Origin of the sequence: Aeromonas diversa CDC 2478-85 (assembly GCF_000819805.1) — a bacterium.
GTDB lineage: Bacteria > Pseudomonadota > Gammaproteobacteria > Enterobacterales > Aeromonadaceae > Aeromonas > Aeromonas diversa.
Genome location: NZ_CDCE01000029.1, coordinates 226,044 through 248,637 on the forward strand (window position 1 = coordinate 226,044; position 22,594 = coordinate 248,637).

25 protein-coding genes are annotated in these 22,594 nt (G+C 65.3%); 7 read left to right on the forward strand and 18 right to left on the reverse strand.

What is annotated here, in order from left to right:
- Positions 1-5: 5 nt before the first annotated feature.
- The 8 genes from BN1121_RS10515 to BN1121_RS10550 all read right to left on the reverse strand — a co-directional run bounded on the left by BN1121_RS10515 (position 6) and on the right by BN1121_RS10550 (position 6,785).
- Positions 6-1,772 (reverse strand): SulP family inorganic anion transporter, encoded by a 1,767-nt coding sequence (locus tag BN1121_RS10515; RefSeq protein WP_005346764.1) that lies wholly within the window; start codon positions 1,770-1,772, stop codon positions 6-8.
- A gap of 68 nt (positions 1,773-1,840) precedes the next feature.
- On the reverse strand, positions 1,841-2,410 hold the full coding sequence (locus BN1121_RS10520; protein WP_005346767.1) for a nucleotidyltransferase family protein: 570 nt from the start codon (positions 2,408-2,410) through the stop codon (positions 1,841-1,843).
- Positions 2,397-2,657 (reverse strand): GNAT family N-acetyltransferase, encoded by a 261-nt coding sequence (locus BN1121_RS10525; RefSeq protein WP_005346769.1) that lies wholly within the window; start codon positions 2,655-2,657, stop codon positions 2,397-2,399. Before BN1121_RS10525 ends, BN1121_RS10520 begins: the two co-directional genes overlap by 14 nt.
- 62 nt (positions 2,658-2,719) lie before the next feature.
- The gene (locus BN1121_RS10530) at positions 2,720-3,019 is read right to left on the reverse strand and encodes a DUF134 domain-containing protein (protein WP_005346770.1); all 300 of its coding nucleotides are present in this window, start codon (positions 3,017-3,019) and stop codon (positions 2,720-2,722) included.
- A gap of 59 nt (positions 3,020-3,078) precedes the next feature.
- Positions 3,079-4,269, reverse strand: coding sequence for an iron-containing alcohol dehydrogenase (locus BN1121_RS10535; RefSeq protein ID WP_005346772.1), 1,191 nt, complete (start codon positions 4,267-4,269; stop codon positions 3,079-3,081).
- A gap of 10 nt (positions 4,270-4,279) precedes the next feature.
- Positions 4,280-4,789, reverse strand: a complete 510-nt coding sequence (locus BN1121_RS10540) for an SCP2 sterol-binding domain-containing protein (protein WP_005346774.1) — start codon at positions 4,787-4,789, stop codon at positions 4,280-4,282.
- Positions 4,786-5,358: a TetR/AcrR family transcriptional regulator gene (locus BN1121_RS10545; protein WP_005346776.1), complete on the reverse strand. Its 573-nt coding sequence runs from the start codon at positions 5,356-5,358 to the stop codon at positions 4,786-4,788. Before BN1121_RS10545 ends, BN1121_RS10540 begins: the two co-directional genes overlap by 4 nt.
- Before the next feature lie 8 nt (positions 5,359-5,366).
- Positions 5,367-6,785: a coniferyl aldehyde dehydrogenase gene (locus tag BN1121_RS10550; RefSeq protein ID WP_005346779.1), complete on the reverse strand. Its 1,419-nt coding sequence runs from the start codon at positions 6,783-6,785 to the stop codon at positions 5,367-5,369.
- A gap of 234 nt (positions 6,786-7,019) precedes the next feature.
- Between BN1121_RS10550 and BN1121_RS10555 the strand changes: the two genes are divergently transcribed.
- Positions 7,020-7,310, forward strand: a complete 291-nt coding sequence (locus BN1121_RS10555; RefSeq protein WP_005346781.1) for a hypothetical protein — start codon at positions 7,020-7,022, stop codon at positions 7,308-7,310.
- A gap of 40 nt (positions 7,311-7,350) precedes the next feature.
- Here BN1121_RS10555 and BN1121_RS10560 read toward each other — a convergent pair whose 3' ends face one another.
- The gene (locus BN1121_RS10560) at positions 7,351-8,439 is read right to left on the reverse strand and encodes a ketoacyl-ACP synthase III (protein ID WP_005346782.1); all 1,089 of its coding nucleotides are present in this window, start codon (positions 8,437-8,439) and stop codon (positions 7,351-7,353) included.
- A 145-nt stretch (positions 8,440-8,584) separates the two neighbouring features.
- On the opposite strand from BN1121_RS10560, the gene BN1121_RS10565 reads away from it, so the two are divergent.
- From BN1121_RS10565 to BN1121_RS10575, 3 genes are all read left to right on the forward strand, one after another.
- Positions 8,585-9,517: a LysR family transcriptional regulator gene (locus tag BN1121_RS10565; RefSeq protein ID WP_005346784.1), complete on the forward strand. Its 933-nt coding sequence runs from the start codon at positions 8,585-8,587 to the stop codon at positions 9,515-9,517.
- Positions 9,518-9,677: 160 nt separating this feature from the next.
- Positions 9,678-10,280: a LysE family translocator gene (locus BN1121_RS10570; protein ID WP_005346785.1), complete on the forward strand. Its 603-nt coding sequence runs from the start codon at positions 9,678-9,680 to the stop codon at positions 10,278-10,280.
- Positions 10,281-10,391: 111 nt separating this feature from the next.
- Positions 10,392-12,224: a peptidase U32 family protein gene (locus tag BN1121_RS10575; RefSeq protein ID WP_043157039.1), complete on the forward strand. Its 1,833-nt coding sequence runs from the start codon at positions 10,392-10,394 to the stop codon at positions 12,222-12,224.
- A gap of 77 nt (positions 12,225-12,301) precedes the next feature.
- Here BN1121_RS10575 and BN1121_RS10580 read toward each other — a convergent pair whose 3' ends face one another.
- Positions 12,302-12,760: a GNAT family N-acetyltransferase gene (locus BN1121_RS10580; protein ID WP_005346789.1), complete on the reverse strand. Its 459-nt coding sequence runs from the start codon at positions 12,758-12,760 to the stop codon at positions 12,302-12,304.
- Between the two features lie 171 nt (positions 12,761-12,931).
- Here BN1121_RS10580 and BN1121_RS10585 point away from each other — a divergent pair, with 171 nt between their 5' ends.
- Entirely contained in the window at positions 12,932-13,768 is an 837-nt protein-coding gene (locus tag BN1121_RS10585; protein WP_043157043.1) for a class I SAM-dependent methyltransferase, read from the forward strand.
- On the opposite strand, the gene BN1121_RS10590 is transcribed toward BN1121_RS10585, so the two are convergent.
- Both BN1121_RS10590 and BN1121_RS10595 read right to left on the reverse strand, forming a co-directional pair.
- The gene (locus tag BN1121_RS10590) at positions 13,718-14,239 is read right to left on the reverse strand and encodes a methylated-DNA--[protein]-cysteine S-methyltransferase (protein ID WP_005346794.1); all 522 of its coding nucleotides are present in this window, start codon (positions 14,237-14,239) and stop codon (positions 13,718-13,720) included. The genes BN1121_RS10585 and BN1121_RS10590 overlap by 51 nt on opposite strands.
- Entirely contained in the window at positions 14,226-15,680 is a 1,455-nt protein-coding gene (locus BN1121_RS10595; protein ID WP_005346796.1) for an AlkA N-terminal domain-containing protein, read from the reverse strand. The genes BN1121_RS10590 and BN1121_RS10595 overlap by 14 nt, the downstream gene beginning before the upstream one ends.
- Before the next feature lie 137 nt (positions 15,681-15,817).
- Between BN1121_RS10595 and BN1121_RS10600 the strand changes: the two genes are divergently transcribed.
- Positions 15,818-16,216 (forward strand): VOC family protein, encoded by a 399-nt coding sequence (locus BN1121_RS10600; RefSeq protein WP_005346799.1) that lies wholly within the window; start codon positions 15,818-15,820, stop codon positions 16,214-16,216.
- A 46-nt stretch (positions 16,217-16,262) separates the two neighbouring features.
- On the opposite strand, the gene BN1121_RS10605 is transcribed toward BN1121_RS10600, so the two are convergent.
- The 4 genes from BN1121_RS10605 to BN1121_RS10620 form a co-directional block, all read right to left on the reverse strand.
- On the reverse strand, positions 16,263-17,744 hold the full coding sequence (locus tag BN1121_RS10605) for a carboxypeptidase M32 (protein ID WP_005346802.1): 1,482 nt from the start codon (positions 17,742-17,744) through the stop codon (positions 16,263-16,265).
- Between the two features lie 145 nt (positions 17,745-17,889).
- Complete coding sequence (smrA, locus tag BN1121_RS10610) at positions 17,890-18,471, reverse strand: DNA endonuclease SmrA (RefSeq protein ID WP_005346805.1); 582 nt, start codon at positions 18,469-18,471, stop codon at positions 17,890-17,892.
- A 90-nt stretch (positions 18,472-18,561) separates the two neighbouring features.
- Positions 18,562-18,711 carry a DUF3149 domain-containing protein gene (locus BN1121_RS10615; RefSeq protein WP_005346809.1) on the reverse strand — a complete coding sequence of 50 codons (150 nt, stop codon included), beginning with the start codon at positions 18,709-18,711 and terminating at the stop codon, positions 18,562-18,564.
- A gap of 90 nt (positions 18,712-18,801) precedes the next feature.
- Entirely contained in the window at positions 18,802-19,680 is an 879-nt protein-coding gene (locus BN1121_RS10620; RefSeq protein WP_005346812.1) for a TraB/GumN family protein, read from the reverse strand.
- Positions 19,681-19,737: 57 nt separating this feature from the next.
- Between BN1121_RS10620 and BN1121_RS20045 the strand changes: the two genes are divergently transcribed.
- Complete coding sequence (locus BN1121_RS20045) at positions 19,738-20,070, forward strand: DUF1904 family protein (RefSeq protein ID WP_005346816.1); 333 nt, start codon at positions 19,738-19,740, stop codon at positions 20,068-20,070.
- A gap of 4 nt (positions 20,071-20,074) precedes the next feature.
- Here BN1121_RS20045 and BN1121_RS10630 read toward each other — a convergent pair whose 3' ends face one another.
- Both BN1121_RS10630 and BN1121_RS10635 read right to left on the reverse strand, forming a co-directional pair.
- Positions 20,075-20,905, reverse strand: a complete 831-nt coding sequence (locus BN1121_RS10630) for an SDR family oxidoreductase (RefSeq protein WP_005346817.1) — start codon at positions 20,903-20,905, stop codon at positions 20,075-20,077.
- A 90-nt stretch (positions 20,906-20,995) separates the two neighbouring features.
- Positions 20,996-22,420, reverse strand: a complete 1,425-nt coding sequence (locus BN1121_RS10635; protein WP_005346820.1) for an OprD family outer membrane porin — start codon at positions 22,418-22,420, stop codon at positions 20,996-20,998.
- Positions 22,421-22,594 lie beyond the last annotated feature (174 nt).

Sequence of the window (22,594 nt, forward strand, 5' to 3'; positions counted from 1 at the left end):
CCGGGTCACGCAATCGTGGTGGCCAGACTCACCTCGCGCTCCTCCTGCTCGGGATCTCGCTCGGCCAGAGGCAGCTCCTCCTCGGCAGAGCGGTAGCAGCGGGTCATGCGCAGGGCCTGATAGATATCGGGGCAGAGCAGGATCCCATCCTCGCCCACACGCACCCCGGCCTGGCGGAACCAGTGGCTCAGCTGACCGTGGCGGCCCGCCATCACCATGTGGATGCCGCGCCGCTTCAGCTCCAGGTGCAGTTCGCCGACCATGCTCATGACGCTGATGTCCTGATGGGTGAAGCAGGCCACCGCATCGATCACCAGGCAGCGGGGGCTGTGGGGATCCTGTACCAGCAGCGCCAACACCCGCCGCTTGAAGTAGGGGGCATTGAAGTAGGTGAGCGGCGAGTTGAAGCGATAGACCAGGATGCCGGGCACCCCCTTGACCTGCTCGTTGTTTCCTATGGTTCGCACCACCCCATCGTCATCGGTGCCGAGCAGCTGATCGGTCGGGCGCATCACGTTGCGCAGGAACTGGAACAAGCCGAGCAGCACCGCCAGGGTGATGCCGGGGATGACCCCCATGGTGAGCACGCTGAGGAAGGTGGTGAGCGCCAGCCAGAAGGCGGAACGGTCTGAATGGCGCAGGGCCCATAGGCCGCGAAAGTCGGTCAGTGACAGGGAGGCCATCACCAGCACCACCCCGAGCGCCGCGGTGGGGATGTACTGTAACGGCTCGGTCAGGGTAAAGGTGACCAGGGCTATGATGGCGGCGGCGATGAGAGAGACCAGCTGACTCTTGCCGCCGTTGGCGTCGTTGACCGCGGTGCGCGAGTCGGCCCCGCTGATGGCAAATCCCTGAGAGACAGCGGCGGCGAGGTTGGCGAGCCCCAGCGCCCGAAACTCCTGATCGGCGTCTATCTCATAGCCGTTCTTGGCGGCGAAGCTGCGGGCGGTGAGCATCATGGAGACGAAGCTTACCATGGCGAGGTTGAGGGCAGGCAGCACCAGCTCGCGCAGCAGGCCGGGGGGAAACTCGGGCATCTGCAAGTCGGGAATGCCGGAGGGGACCTGGCCTATGGTCTTGATCCCAAACTGTCCGAGCGTCCCCGCCCACACCAGCAGGCCGGCACCGGCCAGGGCCAGCATGGTCGCCGGCCAGTGCGGGCGCAGCCGCCGGCAGACGAGCAGCAACAGCAGGGTGAAAAAACTCATGGCCAGGGTCGGCAGATGGCTTTGGGCCAGATAACCCAGGCTGCCCGCCAGTCGCTCGATGAGGTACTTGTCGCTGAAGGTGAAGCCGAAGATCTTGGAAAGTTGTCCCACCATGATGGTGATGGCCACGCCGTTGAGCAGCCCCATCAGGATGGGGCGCGACAGGAAGTCGGCCAGCACCCCCAGCTTGAAGCGGCTGGCCACCAGGCACCAGACGCCGGTCATGGCGGTCATGGTCATCACCAGCTGCCAGTGCTTGGTGGGGTCCCCGGCGGCCAGCGGGGTCACCACGGCGGCGATGACGGCGCAGGTGGCGGCGTCGGGCCCGACGATGAGCTGGCGTGAGGTGCCAAACAGGGCGTACACCATCATCGGCAGGATGCAGGAGTAGAGCCCCACCACGGCACCGACGCCGGTCAGCTCGGCGTAGGCGATGGCGACCGGCAGGGCGACCGCAGCCACCGAGAGACCTGCGCGAAGATCGGGGGCGAGCCAGCTGCGCTCGTAACGCAGCAAGGCGGCGAGGCCAGGCATCCAGCGGGCCAGAGAGAAGAAATCGCGCATAGTGAACCCTTTGAAACTACAGCTTTTTCAAGTGTGCCTAAAGATGTAACAGAAATGCAATGCTGCCCTCACTGGGCGGGCCAGAGGATCTGCAAGTTTGGCCACAGTGCCTGCCAGCGTTTTTCTGTGACCCGCGCGGTGAAAACGGCGGGATCCTGGCGGCAGAGGGGGTTGGGCGCCACGTCCAGGCTCCAGTTGTGGGCGATGCCATGGGGGGCCACCAGGGTCAGGCTATCGTCCTGCTCCAGCCGGGCGCCGATGCAGGTGGGCAGCTCGACCCAGTGGGCGAGGGCATCGAGACTGCTCGCGAAGGGGGGCACGCCCTGACGATGGTGCATCCGCGCCTGGTTACGCACCTCCCAGTGTTCCGTGGGCAAGAGGGTGCGAGCATGGGCCTCATACTCGGCCTCACGCCGTCCCTCGGGGTCGCTGGGGTCGAGATAGATGAGATCGATATCCTTGAGGGGGGTGGCGATGGCGTTATGGTGCAGGTGATCCCAAATCAGGTTTCGCACAAAGCCGGCACCCAGATACCAGTCGGGCAGGGCCAGGGTGCGAGCCACCCGCAGACACTCCAGATGCAAGGGGGAGGCGAGCAGCAGGTCTCGGGTGAGCGTGACGAGCTTACTGCTTGGCATAACGACTGAGCCACACCTCGATATAGCTGCAAGTGGGCACTATCTTGAGTCCCTCGCTCTGGGTCCAGTTGTAGAAGGCGCGGGCCAGCTGGTCGGCAACACCGGCGCTGCGGGCCTCGGGGGGAACGAAGGTGTTGAAGGCCTCCACCGTCTGCCCGTCAATACGGCGGTAACGCAGCCGCGACTCCTGGCCATCGACGATACAGATAAACTGGCGTTGATCCTGCTGATGGACGATCTCGTTCATGGGGTTTCCCTCGAGTTGGCTCGGTTATGAAAGCATGGCCGCTTGATGCGGGCAAGTCCATCTCAGAGCGGGTCTGGTTCACTCTCCTGGCGCTGCATCATCAGGGCCTTGCCCTCGGAGAGACAGCTCACCACCTTGAAGCGGGCGCTCTTGAGCATGTTGGCCAGGGTCTGGCGTGAAACCCCCATGGCCACGGCGGCATCCTGCTGCTGCATTCCCTGCAGATCCACCAGCCGCAAGGCCTCGTACTCGTCATCGGCCAGGGTGACCCGTTCCAGTTGGCTAAGGGGCGTGCCACTTGGCTTGAAGCAGGGATGGGCCGGCTGGCCACAGATAAGACGGGGTATGCGGGGTCTGGGCATGAGGCCTCCTTCGATGAACGTGCCTATTTAACCCGACCCCGCGGCTCGGTGCAAACCGCTTACCAGCAGCGCTCCAGCAGCGCCAGTAACTCCTCTCTGTCGGCGTCCTTGCGATTGAACAGCAGGGCGCCGTCATTGATGGCGAGATCCCGGATCTCCCCGAGCAGGCTCTGGTCGGTCAGGCCCGCCTCGCGCAGGGTGCGCGGCAGCTTGACCCGCTCCCAGAGCAGATCCCGCAGCTTGCAGAGGGCCGCGATGGCGGCGCGGGGGCGCTCGGAGGGGGGCGTGCCGGCGTAGTGCTCGGCATCGGTCAGAGCCAGCAGCAGGCGGGTCAAGGCCGGGTCTATGCCGGGGCGGTTGTACTCGAGCACCCTGGGCAGGAACAGGTTCATGCACAGGCCATGGGGCAGGTGGCAGCGCGCGCCCAGGCTGTGACCGAGGGCGTGTACCAGCCCCACCATTGAGTTGGAGAAGGCCATGCCGGCCAGGGTGGCCCCCTCGGCCAGGGCCAGGCGAAGCTCGGCATCGTCGGGCTTGTCGAGGATGGCGGGCAGCGCCCTGGCTATCTTCTCGACGGCCATCAGGGCCAGCCCCTGGCTCACCGGATTGGCGCTGTTGCCGATGAGGGACTCGATGGCGTGGGTCATGGCGTCCATGGCGGTGGCGGCCGTGATCGGCAGCGGCAGTGACAGGGTCAGGCGTGGATCGAGCACCGCCAGATTGGGGATGAGAAAGGGGGAGGTGAAAGGCACCTTGCGCCCACTCTTCTCGTCGCGGATCACCGCCACCAGGGTCACCTCGGAGCCGGTACCGGCCGTGGTGGGCAGCACTGCCAGGGGACGCAGGGGGCGGGTCAGCAGATCGGCCCCCGACCAGGCCAAGAGATCGTTCTCCTCTCCCATGGATACCAGGATGTTGACCGCCTTGGCGGTGTCGATGACAGAGCCCCCGCCGAGGGCGATGAGGGAGTCGCAACCGAGGCGGCGATAGCGCTCGGCGATGCGCTCGACCACCTGAGTCGACGAGTCGGGAGGGACCTCATCCTCGATGGCCAGGGCGACCAGGGCGCCGGCGCCCAGAATGTCGTAGACCTTGTCGGCCAGCCCGCTGGCGCGGATCCCCTTATCGGTGATGAGCAGGGGACGCTCGGCACCGAGGGCGGCCATGGCGGCGGGAAGTTGCTCGATGGCGGACTCGCCCACCAGCAGTTTGACCGGACAGAAGAACTCGAAATAGCGGCTGTGATCCATGGTGAACTCCTCAGGCGATAAGCAGGCCGGCGCAGATGTTGAGGGCGCGAGGCAGTTTGCGCTCGGGGGCGCGGTATTGACGCAGCAGGGGACGGGCCAGGAAGGCGGGCAGCAGCAGTGACTCCAGGGCCTCCAGGGCGCGCACTAGGTGCATGGCGGCGGTGAGATCTCCCTCCACGCTCACCCGCCCTTCACAGAAACTCTGGTTAATGCCCAGACGAAACCCCAGCACTCGCAGTGCCGTCTGGGGGTGTTTGAAGGTCATGCAGAGGGTGGGGGCTGCCCGGCTGGCGCGCCAGATTGCCCCCTGTTTTTGCAAGGTGAGGTGGCAGCCTAGCCCCCGGACCTTGAGTTGAAAACAGAAGCCGTCGGGCAGGGGGGCCAGTTCCCGGGCGACCACGGGATCGACCCGGGCGGCGCGTGAGAGGGTTCGCCCCATGCCCCACATCAGGAGCGTGATCAGGGTGCGCTTCCCCTGCCAGGCCAGGGTGGAGAGGGGGAGGGTCAGGGCTTTGCTCATGATGCACTCCTTGCTATGGCATGCCAGAAGAGGTCGAAGGCCGCCTGATGCCACTCGGGATCGCCGGAGCGCTCGGGCTCGGCGACGAACAGGGCGGCGCAGGCGAGAAACTGTCCCTGGCACGCCTCCATCAGCAGCGGCAAGGGGCAGGGACGCACCACCCCCTGCCGCATCCCCTCCGCGAGGAGAATGGGCAGGAAGGTGAGGGTTTCGTTGATGATGCGGCTGCGCAGTGCCAGAGGCAGGGCCGCCGAGTGAAAGAAGCCGAGCAGAAAGCGCAGCTCCCTCGGATGGGCCAGCAGCCAGTTCATGGTCCCTTCCCAATAGTGATAGGCCTGCGCCTTGAGCGGAAGCGCCCCCTCGGGGGGCTGCAGGGCGGCGGCGAGCCTCCCCTTGATCTCCTGATAGAGGCAGAGGATGAGTGCCTCCTTGTTGGGGAAGTGGTGGAACAGGGTACCGTTCGCCACCCCGGCCGCCTTGGCGATGCGGGCGGTGGCGGCGCCTGCCGTACCCTCTTCGGCACACAGGGTGAGGGCGGCATCGAGGATCTGGCTGCGCTTGTCCAGCATGGCGCCTCCTAGCGCATGAAGAAGCGCAGCATCAGGCGCTGCACCCAGCCATAGGGGGGGTGAACCAGGCCACCCGTGCTGAAGCGGCCGCGGCGCAGCACCGTCTTGGCCTTGGAGAAGGTGAGAAAGCCCTCGTGGCCGTGGTAGTGGCCCATGCCGGAGGGGCCGATGCCGCCAAATGGTGCGTCGTCGGCCGCCACATGAAAGACGGTCTCGTTGATCGCCATGCCGCCGGCGTGCACCTCTTCCACCATGCGCCGGGTCAGCTTCTCATCCAGGCTCATCAGATAGCAGGCCAGCGGGCGCGGGCGCGCTCGAATGTAGTCGAGCGCCTGCTCCAGCGTGTCGTAGGGAATGATGGGGAGCAAAGGACCGAAGATCTCTTGCTCGAGCAGGGCACAGCGTTCGGGCAGGTTCCACAGCAGGTGCGGCACCATGCGGTGGAGATCGGGGTCCACACCTGGCTCGGCCATGCTGGCGACCTCGGCACCGGCAGCGCTGGCCTCTTCCAGCCAGGCGGTGAGACGTTGGTAGTGGGCCTGATTGATGACGCTGGTGTAGTCGGGGCTGGCCAGCCCCTCGGGGTAGCGGCGCCGGAACGCGCGGCGAAACGCCTCCACCAGCGCCTCTTCCTGGCCACGGGGCAGCAGCAGGTAGTCGGGGGCGACGCAGATCTGGCCTGCATTGAGGCACTTGCCATAGATGATCCGCTCCACCGCCAGATCCAGCGGCATGTCGGGGGCGATGAGGCAGGGAGACTTGCCGCCGAGCTCCAGGGTCACCGGGGTGAGGTGCTGACTCGCGGCGGCCATCACCTTGCGCCCGACCGCGGTCGAGCCGGTGAAGATCAGGTGATCCAACGGCAGGGCGCTGAACGCGGCCGCCACCTCGGGTCCCCCCTCAACCACGGCCACTTCATCTTCGTCGAAGCGCTCGGCCAGCAGCTGGCGCAGCACGGCGTTGGTGGCCGGCGTGAACTCGGAGAGCTTGATCATGGCCCGGTTACCGGCGGCGAGGGCGGTAATGAGCGGACCGATGGAGAGCATCACAGGAAAGTTCCAGGGCACCATGATGCCCACCACGCCGAGCGGCTGATGGTGCACCCTGACCGAGGCGGGGGCCAGCAACAGGCCGGCATGGCGGCGGCTCGGCGCCATCCAGCGGCGCAGGCGGTGGCGGGTATAGTTGATCTGCAGCACACAGGGCAGCAGATCAGAGATGCGGGTATCGAAGGCGCTGCGCTGGCCATAGTCCTGATTGAGGGCAGCTTCGATGCGCTCGCCCTCACTGAGCAGCCCCTCCTTGAGTCGGGCGAGGGCGTCGAGACGGTGCTCGAGAGAGGGGTAGGGGGAGGCGGCAAAGGCCTGGCGCTGGTGTTCCAGCAAGGTGTCGAGAGGGGCCGTATTCCACACTGGGGCCTGAGTCATGGTCGTCTCCTGCAGTCAAACCGACTGATTGGTCGGTTGAAATCTAGACAAGGGTCTTTCCTTTGTAAAGGCGGGTGAGGATTTTATTCAGCTAGCATCAAGCGAAGCCTGTTTGCGGGGCCTGGTCCAAGCGGTGGAAGTGTGGGGTGAAACACAATTCTGTTATTAATGGCTGTGCTGCCGTCCCGGGAGGGGGTAGCTTGGAGTGAGTTGATACCTATAAGGAGATAGATTATGACAGTGGAGCGATTGCTGACCCGATTGGATGAGGTGATTGACCGCATGCCCGAGAGTTTCAACACCTACGAGTTGGTGCAGCGTCTGTCGGCCCTCTATCCCGCCGACTATTTTGCGGCAGGGCATACTCTGGCCCAGGGGGCCGAGCCAAATGCCCTGCGTGCGCTCCATGCTGTGGTGGCCGAACACCTGGCCCACGGGGAGCGGGTGATCGAGGGGGCGCACCTGCCCTGTACGACCCCCTGGGGCGAGCGCAGCAGCTCGCCGCGCTGGCACCGCAAGCACTAAACGACGAGGCCCCGCAGTGCGGGGCCTCGTGTTTTGGGGGTTAACCCTGATTGGCGGGGGCGGCCTTGCACCCTTCGACGGCGGCGCGGATGAGATCCAGCGCGCTCGCCTCGCAGGGGGGCAGCTCGTCGTCGCAGGTGGCGATCGGGGTGACCCGCTCACCCCACTTTATGAGGCCGGCGCCCCAGGTCAGCCCGGCGCCGAAGGCGGCAGTCAGCAGGTAGTTGCCCGGCTTGACACGCCCTTGCTCGAGCGCCTCGCACAGGGCGATGGGCACGGTGGCGGCCGAGGTGTTACCGTACTGCTCGATGTTGACCATCACCTTGTCCATGTCGGCGTTCATGCGCTTGGCGAGGAATTCGATGATGCGCACGTTGGCCTGGTGCGGCACCAGCAGATCGATTTGCTCGGGGGTTATGCCGGCCTGGGCCAGCACGGTGGCGGTGGCCTCGCCCATGCCGCGCACGGCGCGCTTGAAGATCTCCTGACCCTCGAAGTTGAAGATGTAGTGGCCGTCGGTGTCGGCGAAGCGGGCGCGATCCGAGCCGAAGTTCGGCACGTGCAGGATCTCGCGTGCTTCGCTGTCGCTGCCGAGCTTGTTGGCGATGAGACCGGATTCGAGGTCGCTTGCCTCCACTACCACTGCGCCGGCGCCGTCACCAAACAGCACTGCGGTGTCGCGGCGTGCCCAGTCCAGCAGGTAGGTGAGACGCTCGGCGCCGATCACCAGGATCTTCTTCATCATGCCGCTCTGGATGAGGGAGGTGGCAACCGACAGGGAGTAGACGAAGCCGGTGCAGGCGGCGTTGAGATCGAACACGGCGGCGCGGTGGGCACCGAGGGCCTGCTGCACGGCGGAGGCGCTGTTCGGCACCAGGGTGCCCGGGGTGGCGGTGGCCAGGATGATGGCGTCGAGCTCAGTGGCCTCGAGGCCGGCGCAGGCCAGGGCGCGGCGGGCAGCCAGGGTGGCCAGCTCGCTCTGGCTCACATGGGAGACGCGGCGCGCCTTGATGCCGGTGCGCGGATAGATCCACTCATCCGAGGTGTCCATGATGGTGCCGAGATCGTCGTTGGTCAGCACGGCGGGCGGGAGGCACTTGCCCCAGCCCGTGATAGAGGCGTAAGTCATCGAGTTACCGCTTGTGTGAGGCCCGCGGGCGGGAAATTGGCCGATTATGCCGCAAAGCTCCGCCCCTGTCACAGGCGCCTGGCCGACTTCAGCGCCGGCTCACGAACTGGTAGGCTCAGGGCATTGTCGCCTCGCCGGAGTCCCCATGCCCAATCTCAACCTGCTGCCGACCCTCAAGGTGCTGCTGGAAACCCGTAACGTGAGCCGCGCCGCCGAGCTGTTGCACCTGAGCCAGCCCTCCATCAGCAAGCAACTGGTGCAGCTGCGCCGCGAGTTTGGCGATCCCCTGCTGGTGCGCGAGGGGCAGCGTTGGTTGCTCACCCCGCGTGCCGAGCTGCTGGCGGCCGAGCTGGACGGCTCCCTCGGTGCCCTCGAGCGGCTCTATGCGCCGCCGGCGTTCGAACCGGCCGCTTGCAACCGGGTGTTTCGCCTCGCCTCGTCCGACTACGTGGCCCAGCACATACTGCCGGAGATCTGCGCCGCCCTGGCCGAACAGGCACCGCTCGCCTCCATCGATTACCAACTGTGGGACAAGCGCAAGCTGCCGCGCCTGTGGGAGCTGGAGCTGGATCTGGTCTCCACCATCACCGAGGAAGTGCCGGATCTCATCCGCGGTCGGCTGCAGGGGGAAGACAGCCTGGTGGTACTGATGGGGGCACACCACCCCCTGGCCGGCCAGGCGCTGACCCTCGACAACTACCTCGCCTGGCCCCACCTGCAGGTGAGTGGCGGAGGCGACAAGGACAGCCCGGTGGCCCAGGTCCTCGCCCCCCTCGGGCGAGCCCGGCGCTGGTTTGCCCAGGTGCCCTTCTTTCAGGCGGCGGTCGAGATCTTGCTGCGCACCGACTGCCTGCTCACCACCCCGGCCCACATCGCCTGGCTGCTGGCCGAGCGCCACCCGCTCGCCTTCACCGCCCTGCCGTTTGACACCCGTCCCCAGCGCTACCACCTGCTGTGGCACCAGCGTCACCATCAGGACCCGGCCCACCGCTGGCTGCGCGAGCTGGTGTGGCCCATCCTGCACGGCCACCTGCAGCGCGGAGTGACAGAAAGCGCCCGAGCCCTGGCGCGGCGCTAGCTGCACCGCCATCGGCAGGGTGGCCATGCGGCCAGTGATCGACACGGTAGGAATGACCTGACTATAGCCACTGGTGATGGTATGTATTCTTGAGTTTCATTTTGTGCATACACAGACGCGGCGCAGACTGTGCCCATCACCTTGCAGACGGAGCATCATCATGGAGTGGAGTAGCTGGTTTGCCCTGGCCGCCATTTGTGTCATGGGGGCCGTGAGCCCCGGGCCGAGCCTGGCCTTGATTATTCGCAACACGGTCGGCGGCGGGCGCGGCAACGGGGTCGCTACCGCGCTCGGCCACGGCCTCGGGGTTGGCCTCTATGCCCTCATCACCGCCATGGGGCTGGCGCTGCTCATCACCAAGACCCCCCTGCTGTTCGACGGGATCCGTTATGGCGGGGCGGCGTTTCTCGCCTGGCTCGGGGTCAAGGCACTGCTCGCCAAGGGGGGGCCGGCGGCCGCCGCCGAGCACCAGGGCGGCACCCGGCGCGGTGCGCTGGAAGGCTTCATGGTGGCGTTTCTCAACCCCCAGCTCGCCATCTTCTTCGTGGCGCTGTTCAGCCAGTTCGTGCATCAGGAGACCGGCTGGCGCGAGGGGGGCATCATGATGCTCACCGCCGGCGGCATCGACGCCCTCTGGTACGTGCTGGTGGCCCTCGGCCTCTCCCACGGTCCTGTGCTGGCCTGGCTGCACCGCAAGGCCTCGATGATCAACAAGGCGAGCGGTCTGGTGCTACTGGGGCTCGCGGTCAAGGTGGTGGCCTAACAAAGTTGCCTTTACAAGGCATCTTCACGCCCTGACCTTACGCAGGATCAAGGCGGGCTAAGGGAGGGGGCGCTAGACTGGCGCCCCCTTTTTTTCGGTCCGATTTCGTTCATGCACAGTCATCGACTCGAGTTGCTCGCTCCGGCCAAGACGCTGGAGTACGGTATGGAAGCCATCAATCACGGCGCCGACGCCGTCTACATCGGCGGGCCCGCCTTCGGTGCCCGCAGCGCCGCCGGCAACTCGGTGGCCGACATCGCCGCGCTGGCGCGCCACGCCCACCGTTTCGGAGCCCAGGTGTTTGTCGCCTGCAACACCTTGCTGCACGACAGTGAGCTCGAGGGGGCGAGCCGCATGGCCCACCAGATCTACGAGGCGGGGGCCGACGCCCTCATCATTCAGGATCTCGGCCTGCTGCAGTGCGACCTGCCTCCCATCGCGCTGCACGCCAGCACTCAGACCGATAACCGCACCCCGGAGAAGGTGAAGTTCCTGCAAGACGTGGGCTTCTCCCAGGTAGTGCTGGCGCGCGAGCTCTCCCTGGAGCAGATAGGCGCCATCCGTGCCGTCACCAGCGTTCAGCTCGAGTGCTTCATTCACGGCGCCCTGTGCGTCTCCTATAGCGGCCAGTGCAACATCAGCTATGCCCGCACCGTGCGTAGCGCCAACCGGGGCGAGTGCGCCCAGCTCTGCCGCTTGCCTTGCACCCTGCAGACCCCGGCGGGCGAGGTGCTGGTGGCCGACAAGCATCTTCTGTCTCTCAAAGACATGGATCAGAGCGACAACCTGGAGGCCCTCATCGATGCCGGCGTACGCTCGTTCAAGATAGAGGGGCGCCTCAAGGAGCTCGGTTACGTGAAGAACGTCACCGCCTGGTATCGCCAGAAGCTCGACGCCATCCTGGCGCGCCGCTCCGATCTCGCGCCGGCCTCCGCCGGGCGCTGTACCTACGCCTTCACTCCGAATCCGAAGAAGAGCTTCAACCGGGGCAGCACCGACTACTTCCTGCATGGTCGCAAGACAGACATCGGCTCGCCAGATTCGCCCAAGTCACTCGGTGAGGCCATCGGTCGGGTCAAACGGGTGACCCGCAATGGCATCGAGCTCGACTCCGGCGTGGTGGTCAACAACGGTGACGGGGTGGCATTTTTCACCCCCAGGGGGGAGCTGGTGGGGGCCCGGGTCAACGAGGTGAGCGGCGGCGAGCTGCGCTTTAGCGATCCGCTGCGCGGCCTCAAGCCCGGCAGCGCCCTCTATCGTAACCACGATCAGGCATTCAGCCGGCAGCTCGAGAAGGCCAGCAGCGAGCGGCGTGTCGCCCTCGACCTGACTCTGACGGTGACGGCCGACCGGCTCACTCTCAGGGTCACCGACGAGCAGGGTTTTAACGCGACTGGCGAGGTGCTGGGGGCGTTTGCCTTGGCGGAGAACCCGGAGCGGGCCTCACAGCAGGTGCGCGATCAGCTCGCCAAGCTCGGCAATACCCTGTTTGTCGCCCGCGCCATCGACGTGATGTGGGATCAACCCCGCTTCGTGCCGGCCGGGCTCTTGAACGGCCTGCGCCGGGAGGTGGCCGAACGGCTCGAGGCGGCACGCATCGACGGCTGGCAGCGCCCGGCGCGGCGAGTCGCCATGCGAGAGGCGGTCTATCCCGCCAAGCGGCTCAACTACCTCGGCAACGCCCTCAACCAGGCGGCGGTGGCGTTTTTCCAGCAGCACGGGGTGGGGCGCGTGGCCCCCGCCTATGAGGCCGGCGAGGAGCAAGGAGAAGCCGTGCTGATGATCACCAAGCACTGCATCCGCTTTAGCCAGCACCTCTGTCACAAGCAAAACCCGGAGATCAAGCCCGAGCCCCTCGAGCTCAAGATGGGCAAGGACGTGTTTCGCCTGCGCTTTGACTGTGTGCGCTGCGAGATGCAGGTGCTGGGCAGCCTGAAGCGTTGACTCATCACCCCTTTGCTCGTGAGCATGCAGCCTGGCCGCATCAGAGGTGCCGGTTTATTGAATGAAGATACGTATTGTCATCGGGTTCGCGGTGGGCGAGTCAGCTTGACCTCGGTGGCCGCCGCGCCGCAGGGAAGGATAAAGATCGCCGACTCGCCGCGCCAGACAGGCTGAAAGCCGAGGGCGTCGAAGATGGCCAGGTTGCCGGTCTGCTCGACACACCAGAGTGAGGCGCCGAGCTCGGGCGCCAGGTGGGTATGAACCGCGTCGATCAGCGCGCGAGCCAGGCCGCGACGGCGATATGCGGGCTCAACCGCCAGAGCGCTAAGCTCCAGATACCCGGCGTTGACTCGCGCATCGATCACCGCCAGTAGCCGCCCCTCTTCCACTGCGCCCCAGCTTTGCCACCCTTTACTGCCACGCCCCGTCACGCCTGATCTCGGTCGATACACTTCGCGCAGGGCCACGAAGCAGCGCCGAGAGAGATCGAGCGCGGGAGGATAGGAGCCGGGGATGGGCTGAAACTGAAGTGGCATGGGGATCATCCGGGGAGCGGCGAGGCTCGCAGCATAGCATGCAGCCGGTGACCCCGCCTCCTCACAAGATGGACGAACTGAGAGTCCCCTGCGCGCTATCCACCCACGGGTCGGCTATACCCAAGGAGAGTGTCACAGGAGGCAGTGAGATGGCCGAGCAGCAACCCTTCGATGCCGCGCAGTACAAGCGCGCAGCGCGAGCAGTGGAACCGGGATGGCGCCGCGTGGCGGCGCTGGAACCCCATGCTGGATCGCTGGTACGGGGAGGTGACGCGCCTGATGCTCGATAGCGCCGGGATCCGTCCCGGCCAGCGCATCCTCGACATCGCCGCCGGTGCCGGGGAGCCGGCGATCAGCGCCGCCGAGCGGGTCGGGCCCGATGGCTATGTGCTCGCCACCGATCTGTCCGAGGGGATAGTGGCGCTTGCACAGGAGGAGGCGCACGGGCGCGGTCTGCGTCAGGTGCACACCCGGGTGATGGACGGGGAGCGGCTCGATCTGCCGGATGCCACATTCGACGCCGTGATCTGCCGGCTCGGCTTGATGTACATGCCACACCCGCTCGATGCGCTGCGCGAATGGCGCCGGGTGTTAAGTGCGGATGGCCGGGTCGCGCTGGTGGTCTTCTCCACCCCGGATCGCAACGACTGGGGGGCGGTGCCGGCCGCTATCATCCGGCGTCACGCCGGCCTTGCTGCGCCTGTTCCCGGGCAGCCCGGCCCGTTTAGCCTGGGGGCGCCGGGCCGGCTCGACGCCCTGCTGCGCGAGGCGGGGTTCGAATTTCCTGTTGTGCGCGCCGTGCCGGTGCCGCACCGGGCGACCCGTGCCGAGCAGTTTGTGCAGGTCGCGCGGGAGGCGTTTGGCGGGCTCAATGCCATGATGGCGCACCTGCCCGAGGCGGCGCAGCGCGCCGCGTGGGACGAGATCGCGCTGGACATGCGCCGCTTCGAGTCGGCGTCAGGGTTTGAGGTCGGCGGCGAGTGCCTGCTGGCCAGCGCCAGCAAGTGAGCCGATCCCTTCGAGTTGCAGCAGGGTCTGCTTGATGCCGAGCCCGCCCGCATAGCCGGTCAGGCTGCCGTCTTTGCCGATCACCCGATGGCACGGGATTATGACTGACAGCGGATTACGCCCGTTCGCGGCGCCCACCGCGCGGCTCGCGTTCGGCTTGCCAAGGGCGGCGGCGAGCTCCCCATAGCTGCGGGTCTGGCCGTAGGGGATGTCACACAGGGCCTGCCACACCGCGCGCTGAAACGGCGTGCCACTCGGCGCGCACGGCATGCTGAACGTGCGCAGGCGCCCGGCGAAGTAGTCGTCAAACTCTTGCAGGTAGGGGGCGAGCGCCGTGCTGTCGCGCCGCCAGGTACTGCGATCGGGCAGCGGACGCAGACCGTGCAGAAAGTCCACGTGGGCCAGCCCCTCCCGGTTGATGGCGACGAGCAGAGGGCCGCATTGGGTATCCATCACATCAAAGCAGATCATCGGGTGCTCCTTGTCGTGCATCCATCACTGAAAATGGCAGCTTATGGGCGGCCCCATGCCACAGCCAGCTTGCGGCGTACGCACGCCACGGGCGCCATGGCTCGGCCAGCGCCGTGAGCTCGGCAACCGACAGGCGGGTGCCCGGGATCGGGGCCTTCTGCAGCACCAGATCGCTGGCCGGGAACGCATCCGGATCCTGGCCGCAGCGCAGGCGCCAGTAAGCGACCGTCCAGGGGCCTATGCCGGGCAGTGCGAGCAGCTCACCATCTTGCGCCGTCTCCAGGTTCAAGCCAGCTATCAGCGCTTCGGCCAGTGCCTTGAGTGTGCGCACCCGGCTGCCGGTCAGGCCCAGGCCGTCCAGACTCATCGCCTGCAACTCGGCCGCGTCGGGCAGTCGCGGCGCACCAAACAGTTCGGCGCGGCGCGCCACCAGACGACCGAGCATCGTGATGGCCCCCTTCACCGAGATCTGCTGACCTATGATGGCGCGCAGCATCACCTCAAGCGGGTCCCACCCGCCCGGCAAACGCAGGCCGGGTGCCGCCGCGACCCAGGGGGCAAGCTGACCCTGTTGGAGTCTTGCTGCGATGGGGGCCGGATCGGCGTCGAGATCCCACTGGCGCCGCACCTTGTGCAGCAGGGCAGGCAGCGCTTTAGGCGCGATGCCGTAGAACGTGACCGCGAGCTGGTGGCCATCGCCTTCACGCACCTCGACGCGCGCCGGCGCCCCGTCATCGCCTGCCGGCAAGTAGCGCACGTAGCAGTGCGCACTCACTTCCTCGAGGCCCTGGATTGCCCGCACCCGAAAGAACGCGAGCAAGGCCGCAAAGTCATACGGGGGGCGGTAAGCAAGGCGCAGCGTCAAGCCCTCGCCGGGCGCCACCGGCGCCAGGCTTTTACGCAGTGCACTCGGGGGCAGGCCATACGCCGCCAGCCAGGCGTCGTTGAAACGGCGCAGGCTCTGAAAGCCGGCCGAGAACGCCACGTCAGTGACAGAAAGGCGCGTGTCAGTGAGCAGTTGCTTCGCCAGCAGCAGACGGCGTGTCTGCTCCAGCTTGTGCGGGGCGAGCCCGAGGTGCTGCTCGCATTGGCGGCGCAACGTGCGCGCCGTCGTGCCGTAACGGGCCGCTAGCTCATCGAGCGTCACCTCGGCCAGATCGCCGCGCTCAATCGCGTGCAGCGCCCGCGCCAACTGCTCTGGCAGTCGCTGGCGCTCACCGGGTGCCAGCTCGGGGCGGCAACGTAGACAGGGGCGCAGCCCCGCTTGCTCGGCGGCCGCGGCGCAGAAGAAATAACGCACGTTTTTTTCAAGCGGCGGCCGGGCCGGGCACACGGGCCGGCAATAGATGCCGGTCGAGAGCACGCCGGTAAAGAAGCGGCCGTCGAAGCGCGCGTCGCGAGCAAGACGGGCGGCGCGGCACTGCTCTGGGGTCAGCGTCATGGAGTCTCCTTGGGTCATGCCCAGAGAGTAAGGAGGCGGCGAGCCGGTGACTAGCCAAAATCGGACAGCAATCGAAAGAAAAATCGTCGCCCCTGGGCTCGGAGTGTGGGAGGGTAGGGGGAAACCAGGAGGAGCCTATGACCAAAGCAGCGCGCGCAGGCGCACTCATATATGTGTCCGATCTCGGCAAACAACTTCACTTCTACCGGACACTGCTCGGCATGGACGTGCTGCATCAAGACGCTGAGTACGCCGTGCTCGACCATGCCGATGCCCAGCTCGTACTGCACGTCATCCCGTCCGCCTATGCCGATAACATCGCTCTCACCACGCCGCCGACGCTGCGCGAGCAGTGCGCCATCAAGCTGTTTTTCTCAGTGCCAAGCCTAGCCCGCGCCGAGATCATGGCGGCCGATCTCGGCGGCGGCGTGCTCGCGCAGCAATGGCGCGGTCCCGGCTTCGTGGTCCGTAACGCGTTTGACCCGGAAGGCAATGTGCTGCAACTGCGGCAATGGCTCGACGACGCGCCGCTATGACATGAAAAAAGGCCGCAAATGCGGCCTTGTTAACGAGCAAGACAGTTTAACGCCCCAGATAACGCTGCTCCAGGTGACGGCGCAGCCAGTGGGGCGACAAGGTTTCGCCAGTGGCCTGCACCATCAGGGCGTCGGTCGACAGGAAGCTCGCCTGTTGCCAGATCTTCTGCTTCAGCCAATCGAAGATCGCCGGCAGCTTGCCCGCCTCGATCACCGCACCCATCTCGCCGAGATCGCGCTCCAGCGCGAAGCGCAGCTGCGCCGCCGTCATGGCGCCCAGGGTGTAACTCGGGAAGTAACCGAACGAGCCGTCGGTCCAGTGGATGTCTTGCATGCAGCCATCGCGGTAGTTGCCGGCCGTGCTGATCCCGAGCCAGTGGCGCATCTTCTGATCCCACAGCTCAGGAATGTCGCGCACCTCGATGCGCCCCTCCATGAGATCGCGCTCCAGCTCGTAACGCAGAATCACGTGGGCCGGATAAGTCACCTCGTCCGCGTCGACCCGGATAAAACCGGGCTCGACCCGGTTATACAGCCGCTCCAGATTGGCCGGTGCCAGCGCCGGCTGATTGCCGAAATGGGTACGGATGTGCGGCGCGATCAGCGACAGGAACGCCGGGTGATGACCGAGCTGCATCTCGCAAAACAGGCTCTGGCTCTCGTGCACACCCATGGAGCGCGCCTCGCCGGCCGGCTGGCCCAGCCAGTCGCGTGGCAGCCCCTGCTCGTAACGGGCGTGGCCTGTCTCGTGGATGATGCCCATCAGGCTCGAGACGAACTCGTCGTCGTTATAGCGGGTGGTCAGGCGCACGTCGGTCGGCACGCCGCCACAGAAGGGGTGGGTGCTCACGTCCAGGCGGCCGTGGTTGAAGTCAAAGCCGATGAGCCCCATCACCTCGAGGCCGAGCGCCTTCTGTTGCTCGACGGGGAAGGGGCCGACCGGGGTGAGTATCGCCGCCCCGCGCTGGCGTTCGGTCACCTCGGTGATGAGCCCGGGCAGCCAGGTGGCGAGATCCTCGAACACCTGATCCAGCTTGGTGACGCTCATGCCCGGCTCATACAGCGCCAGCATAGCGTCGTAGGGACGCACCCCGAGCGCCTCGGCACGCAGCCGGGCGACCTCTCGCGACAGGCGCACCACCTCCTCGAGGTTCGGGGCAAAGCCGGCCCAGTCGTTCTCTTTGCGCTGACGGCGCCAGGCGTGTTCGCACTTGCTGCCGGCCAGGGAGAGGGCCTCGACCAGATCGGCCGGCAGCAGGCGCGCATCCTGCCAGTGGCGGCGGATCTCGTGCAGGTTCGCCTGCTGTTGTGCGCTCAGGGTCTCCCCTTCGGCCGCGGCAATCCAGTCGCCCACTTCGGGGGCGGTTTGCTTCTCGTGCAGCAGCACCTCAAGCTCTGCCATGGCCTCGGCACGGGCATCATTGCCCCCCTCCGGCATCATGGTGGCCTGATCCCAGCCGCAGATGGCGGCCAGGTGTTGCAGGCGGTGGATCTGGCGTTGATGGGCTTCCAATTGTTGGTATGACATGTGTAGTTCTTTCCTTGTCGATGCTTTCCTGGCCCCGGTAAAACCGGGGGAGCTAGCCTATCACGGGGCGTGGCCCTTGCCGAGATGCCGTTCTGGGGGGAGGCGCGGGCGTGCCGGTGAGCCGCGAGGTGGGCGGGATGAGACCTCAGGCCTGCCTTCTGAGATGACGCTCGCGGTTTTCGGCCTTCTTGCGCTCGCTCTTTCGCAGCAGCACATAGAGGGCGCCACTGCCGCCGTGGCGGCGATCGGCGCTGTGGATCGCCATCACCTCGGGGATCTGGGGTAGCCAGGCGCTCACATAGCTCTTGAGCAGCGCCTGGGGCTGGCTGCGCTCCCCTTTGCCGTGCAGGACCAGCACGGAGCGGATGTCCCGTTCGAGGCAGTCGCGCACGAACTGCAGCAGGGCCATGCGCGCCTCGCGCAGGGTGTGCTGATGCAGATCCAGGCAGGCCTGTAACTCGTATTTACCGAGGCGCAGCTTCTTGTAGACCCCCTCCTGCACGCCGTCGCGTTTAAAGCCGACAGGATCGCCTGGGCGCAGCATCTCGACGGCCTCCATGGAGAGGGCGTCGAGTTCGCCGCCTTGTTCTTTCATCGCGGCTTCGCGTCGCGCGAGCTGGGCGTCGCTGGGGTGGTGCGGAGTCTTGGCTGAATGGACGCGGTCGGAGTGGATCGGCTTGACGCCGCTCATCTCCGCCATAAACAGATGATGCTCGTCGTGGTGCACGGCGCTGGTTCCTGGCAGTGTTTGCCGGATTATAACCGCCCCGTCCTTCGAGAAAAAACCGTGGCGGGCAGGGAATCCTGCCCGGGGTGACTAGTTGTCCTGTCCCTTGGGTACGTCATGGTTGATCTTGTAGATGAAATAGCCGGCGTAGAAGCAGACCAACAGTATGGTGAAGATGATGACCAGCATGGACATCAGGCCCACATCGTTGCCAAACATCAGTTGCATCCAGAATTCCATGATTGACTCCTCTCCTTGGGTGATGAGAGGCATCATGAATGCATCTTAATGGTGAGGAACTGATCTCGATCAAGGGGCAAAGCCCCTTATTTAATCGGCAATCGGATTTGTGATCGGCTTCACTTGGTAACCTATTTTCTTTGCACCTTCCAGCAATCCGTCTGTGCCATACAGGTGCAGCGCTCCCACGACCACCAGGCTCTGTGCTGGCAGGCTGGGTAGCTTGGCCAGCCAGCGATGATTGCGCTCGGCCAGCAGTTTTTGTTCGAGCCAGGCTTGCAGCTCGGCAGGTCCCATCTCTTCACGCAGCAAGGTGGTGAGCGTCTTCTCATCCCCCGCCTGCCAGGCCTTGAGCACTTTATCGAAGGCGGCCCGAAATCCGGTCAGCTCATCCAAGGTACTGGAGAGCATGACTTCCTGATACTTGGCCACGCTGGCAAGGTAGCCGAGCTGCTCGGCGAAGCCTTCCAGCCCTATCACAGGTTTACCCTCGTGACTTGCCAGGGCAAGGAAGTGGCTGTCGATGCCGAGGGCGGGATCGAAACCGTGACGGGTGAGGGCCGCCTGAGTCAGGGTGAGGGCGGCAAACCAGGGTTGCAGCCCTTCCAGGCTCTCGGGCGAGATCCCCAGCTCGTGCGCGGCGCTCACCAGCCTCTGATAGAGGGGGGCGGGCAGCATCCGACTCAGGGTCTGCGGGGGCGAGAGGCGGGTCAGCGGCCCCATGGCGGCCAGCTCTTCGGGGGGGATGCGAGTGAGATCCACCTCGACCACCAGTTGCCGGCTCTGGCGCCAGGCCGCCTCAATGGGTGCCGGCAGGGGATAGAGGGCCGGGGTGCCCGCATGGACCGAGCCGAGCAGCCAGAGGGTCTGCTCTCCCTTCTCGAGGCGGTAGAAGGCGGGGTCGGCCAGCAGCAGATGGGACCAGGCCAACAGGGGCAGCAGCAGCCAAAGACGCAGAGATTTGATCATGAAAAACCTTATGTTGCACACTGGGGGCGCCTCACACTAACACAAAGGGAAGTTTGTATGCCTCACCTGCGTTGTCGCGCCATGTCCCAGCCGGATGTGGAGCGTCTGAGTCTTACCCTCATCGGCGAGCTGGCCGCCTTGCTGGGATCGGACCCTGCCCACTTCACCCTGGAGCGCCTCGAGAGCACCTTCGTCGCCGACGGCTGGCCCGTTCATGGCTCCCCCATGATAGAGGTGCACTGGTTTGCCCGCAGTCAGGAGCAGCAGGATGCGGCAGCGCGCCTCATCACGGCGCGGGTGCGTGAGATAGTTGGGGAGGGGAACAAGATAGCCGTGCTCTTCTTCGCCCTCGAGCGCCACGCCTACTACAGCGATGGCGCCCACTTCTGAGGCATCAGGCCGCGTTGGCCAGCAGCCGATCCAGTAGCCGGGTCGGCAATATGCGCCGCAGCAAGGCGAATAGTCGGGTCGGGAAGGTGACTGGATAACGGGCCCTGGGGCGACGACTCGAGAGGGCATGCACCAGGGGGGGGATGCAGGATTCGGGGGGCAGGGTGAAGCGCCCGCTCGGCCCCTCGCGCTCCAGCCTTTCCAGGGTCTGGCGATAGGCTTGTCTGTGGCGGCTCTGCTTCACATCCACGTTGCGCAGGAAGGCGTCACGGGCGTGTTCGCGAAAACGGGTGTCGATAGGGCCCGGCTCGATGAGGCTCACGTGGACGCCGCTGCCGGCCAGCTCGAGGCGCAGGGTGTCGCTGTAGCCCTCCAGGGCGAACTTGCTGGCGTTGTAGGCACCGCGAAACTTCATGGCCACCAGCCCCAGCACCGAGCTGTTTTGTACGATACGCCCCTCTTTGGCCTCCAGCATGCCCGGCAGCACCAGGCGGATCAGATGGTGCCAGCCGATGAGGTTGGTCTCGAGCTGATCGCGCAGGGCCTCGGTCGGCAGATCCTCAAGCGCGCCCGGTTGACCGTAGGCGCCGTTGTTAAATAGCCCATACAGGCGGCCACCGGCGAGGTAGAGAGCCTCGGCAGCCCCCTCTTCGATGCTGGCGGGATCGCTCAAGTCGAGGCGCAGGGCGGTGAGCCCCTCCTTACGCAGGCGAGCGGCATCCTCTTCGCTGCGGGTCGAGGCGATCACCGAGAAGCCGTGAGCGCGCAGGGCTCGGGCGGCGGCCAGGCCAATGCCGCTGGAGCAGCCGGTGATGAGTACGTAACGGTTGGCCATCTTGGCATCCTTGATATGAAGAGGGCACAGGGTAGCGCAAAATGAAACCGGGCCACAGGGGCCCGGTTGGATTGCATCGCGTTAGCGCTATTACATGATGGTGAACGGGGCGACGATGTGGAACTTGACGTCGCGCTCGGAGGCGAACATGTTCGGATAGTACCAGCTGCCCTTCTCATCCTGCTCGTTGTTGTAGTCGGTGAAGTGCAGTTTGAACATGGTGCCCTTGAGCTTGCCGTCTTGCAGCGTGTAGATCACGTCGAAGTTGCCAGCCCACTCTTTACCACCTGTTCTGGTACCGTCACCGTTCTCTGCGTCCCAACCATAGGCGCCGGAGACACCCACGGTCCAGCCCGGGGCTCCGACCACATCATCCAGGGTACGAGTCACGCCGGCAAACAGGGCCTTCTCGTTGTTGTGGTTCCAGTCGGAGCGGGAGTCCCACCAAATCTCGTTGGCGCCTTGAGAGTTACCATAGCCACGGGTCAGACGGGGCAGATAGTTACCCAAGTCACCATCAGCCTTGGTCCACAGCCCTTCCATGCGGAAGCCGTAGGGACCGGCAGCCCAGGCGGCAGTCAGCGCCTGCTGCCATGCGAGGCCGTCGTAGTCATTGTTGTCGGTGTCAGAGCCATAGAACTGATAGCTGGTGGAGAGGCCGCCCAGCACATCAAACTTGTGGGCCAGCTTGAAGTGGTAGCTGTCCATGTACCCTTCGGATTGACCGAAGGAGCCGGTCACTGCGGTACCATTGGCGAAGGTGTAGCGGGCCGCCAGGCCGTGGATGTAATCAATCTTGTTTTCGTCAGAGAACTGGGTGGTGGCGCCAGCATAGGTGCCTGCGCTGGAGAATCTCTGGGTATCACGGAACCAGGGCGCCTTGTACTCGTCGGCGATGGCGTAGGTGAGGTAGAGACCGCCGAAGTTACCTTCGATCTGGCCACCACGGTAGGTACCGGGTTGATAGGACCAGTTCACACCCAGAACGCCGGGCACATACAGCTGGGTCAAGCCGCCTTTGGCGGTCAGCGCGCCGTCGAGGAACTTGAACTTCAGCGCAGCGTTGGAGAGGCTGGCGCCTTTCTCTGACAGGCCGTCGGTATCAGCCCAGCTGTTGCCCCAGAAGGAGAATTCGTTTTCTTCGTTGACGCCGTTGGACTCGTCGACCGAGAGGTCATAGGCACCGAAGCCGCCCAGATCCAAACCAACGACGTCCCAGGCATAACCTGAGGTGAAGTTGAGTGCCAACTGGGCAGTGGCATGGCTGAGGTTGGTCTTATATTGACCCGCGTCCGGATTCGGTTTGTCATCTTTCATCGGGCCTTCCACGCGCTGACGAGCACGCTGGAAGTAGAAGACACCGCCGGTGAGTTTGGCATCATCCACGAACGCTTCGTAGGACTTGCCATAACCCGGGCCCATGGCGTCCTGGGCGGCCATGGCGAGACTCGGGGCGACCAGTGCGGCAACGACAGCGGCGCTCAAGGCGGCACGCTTGAAGATTACTCTTTCCATTGATAATGCTCCTGATTTTATGGACTTAGCTTTTTTCGACCGGTCGGATCGCAGCCCGCCGCTCGGTTATGGCATCTGGCCTGACGGCCTGCTCTTTACTCTTTCTTGTACCGCTTTCCCGGGTCTTGGCCCCCGTGGCGCAGGTACTTCATCGACTCTCTTTAATCTTGTTCC

Excerpts from the sequence above, each read along its gene's own strand:
- BN1121_RS10635 (WP_005346820.1), bottom strand. The coding sequence starts at position 22,420 with ATGGAAAGAGTAATCTTCAAGCGTGCCGCCTTGAGCGCCGCTGTCGTT.
- BN1121_RS10595 (WP_005346796.1), bottom strand. The coding sequence starts at position 15,680 with ATGACGCTGACCCCAGAGCAGTGCCGCGCCGCCCGTCTTGCTCGCGAC.
- BN1121_RS10615 (WP_005346809.1), bottom strand. The coding sequence starts at position 18,711 with ATGGAATTCTGGATGCAACTGATGTTTGGCAACGATGTGGGCCTGATG.
- BN1121_RS20045 (WP_005346816.1), top strand. The coding sequence starts at position 19,738 with ATGCCTCACCTGCGTTGTCGCGCCATGTCCCAGCCGGATGTGGAGCGT.
- BN1121_RS10570 (WP_005346785.1), top strand. The coding sequence starts at position 9,678 with ATGGAGTGGAGTAGCTGGTTTGCCCTGGCCGCCATTTGTGTCATGGGG.
- BN1121_RS10585 (WP_043157043.1), top strand. The coding sequence starts at position 12,932 with ATGCCGCGCAGTACAAGCGCGCAGCGCGAGCAGTGGAACCGGGATGGC.
- BN1121_RS10555 (WP_005346781.1), top strand. The coding sequence starts at position 7,020 with ATGACAGTGGAGCGATTGCTGACCCGATTGGATGAGGTGATTGACCGC.
- BN1121_RS10540 (WP_005346774.1), bottom strand. The coding sequence starts at position 4,789 with ATGAGCAAAGCCCTGACCCTCCCCCTCTCCACCCTGGCCTGGCAGGGG.
- BN1121_RS10620 (WP_005346812.1), bottom strand. The coding sequence starts at position 19,680 with ATGATCAAATCTCTGCGTCTTTGGCTGCTGCTGCCCCTGTTGGCCTGG.
- BN1121_RS10600 (WP_005346799.1), top strand. The coding sequence starts at position 15,818 with ATGACCAAAGCAGCGCGCGCAGGCGCACTCATATATGTGTCCGATCTC.
- BN1121_RS10520 (WP_005346767.1), bottom strand. The coding sequence starts at position 2,410 with ATGCCAAGCAGTAAGCTCGTCACGCTCACCCGAGACCTGCTGCTCGCC.
- BN1121_RS10605 (WP_005346802.1), bottom strand. The coding sequence starts at position 17,744 with ATGTCATACCAACAATTGGAAGCCCATCAACGCCAGATCCACCGCCTG.
- BN1121_RS10535 (WP_005346772.1), bottom strand. The coding sequence starts at position 4,269 with ATGGATCACAGCCGCTATTTCGAGTTCTTCTGTCCGGTCAAACTGCTG.
- BN1121_RS10575 (WP_043157039.1), top strand. The coding sequence starts at position 10,392 with ATGCACAGTCATCGACTCGAGTTGCTCGCTCCGGCCAAGACGCTGGAG.
- BN1121_RS10550 (WP_005346779.1), bottom strand. The coding sequence starts at position 6,785 with ATGACTCAGGCCCCAGTGTGGAATACGGCCCCTCTCGACACCTTGCTG.
- BN1121_RS10515 (WP_005346764.1), bottom strand. The coding sequence starts at position 1,772 with ATGCGCGATTTCTTCTCTCTGGCCCGCTGGATGCCTGGCCTCGCCGCC.
- BN1121_RS10590 (WP_005346794.1), bottom strand. The coding sequence starts at position 14,239 with ATGATCTGCTTTGATGTGATGGATACCCAATGCGGCCCTCTGCTCGTC.
- BN1121_RS10560 (WP_005346782.1), bottom strand. The coding sequence starts at position 8,439 with ATGACTTACGCCTCTATCACGGGCTGGGGCAAGTGCCTCCCGCCCGCC.
- BN1121_RS10545 (WP_005346776.1), bottom strand. The coding sequence starts at position 5,358 with ATGCTGGACAAGCGCAGCCAGATCCTCGATGCCGCCCTCACCCTGTGT.
- BN1121_RS10530 (WP_005346770.1), bottom strand. The coding sequence starts at position 3,019 with ATGCCCAGACCCCGCATACCCCGTCTTATCTGTGGCCAGCCGGCCCAT.
- BN1121_RS10580 (WP_005346789.1), bottom strand. The coding sequence starts at position 12,760 with ATGCCACTTCAGTTTCAGCCCATCCCCGGCTCCTATCCTCCCGCGCTC.
- BN1121_RS10630 (WP_005346817.1), bottom strand. The coding sequence starts at position 20,905 with ATGGCCAACCGTTACGTACTCATCACCGGCTGCTCCAGCGGCATTGGC.
- BN1121_RS10565 (WP_005346784.1), top strand. The coding sequence starts at position 8,585 with ATGCCCAATCTCAACCTGCTGCCGACCCTCAAGGTGCTGCTGGAAACC.
- BN1121_RS10525 (WP_005346769.1), bottom strand. The coding sequence starts at position 2,657 with ATGAACGAGATCGTCCATCAGCAGGATCAACGCCAGTTTATCTGTATC.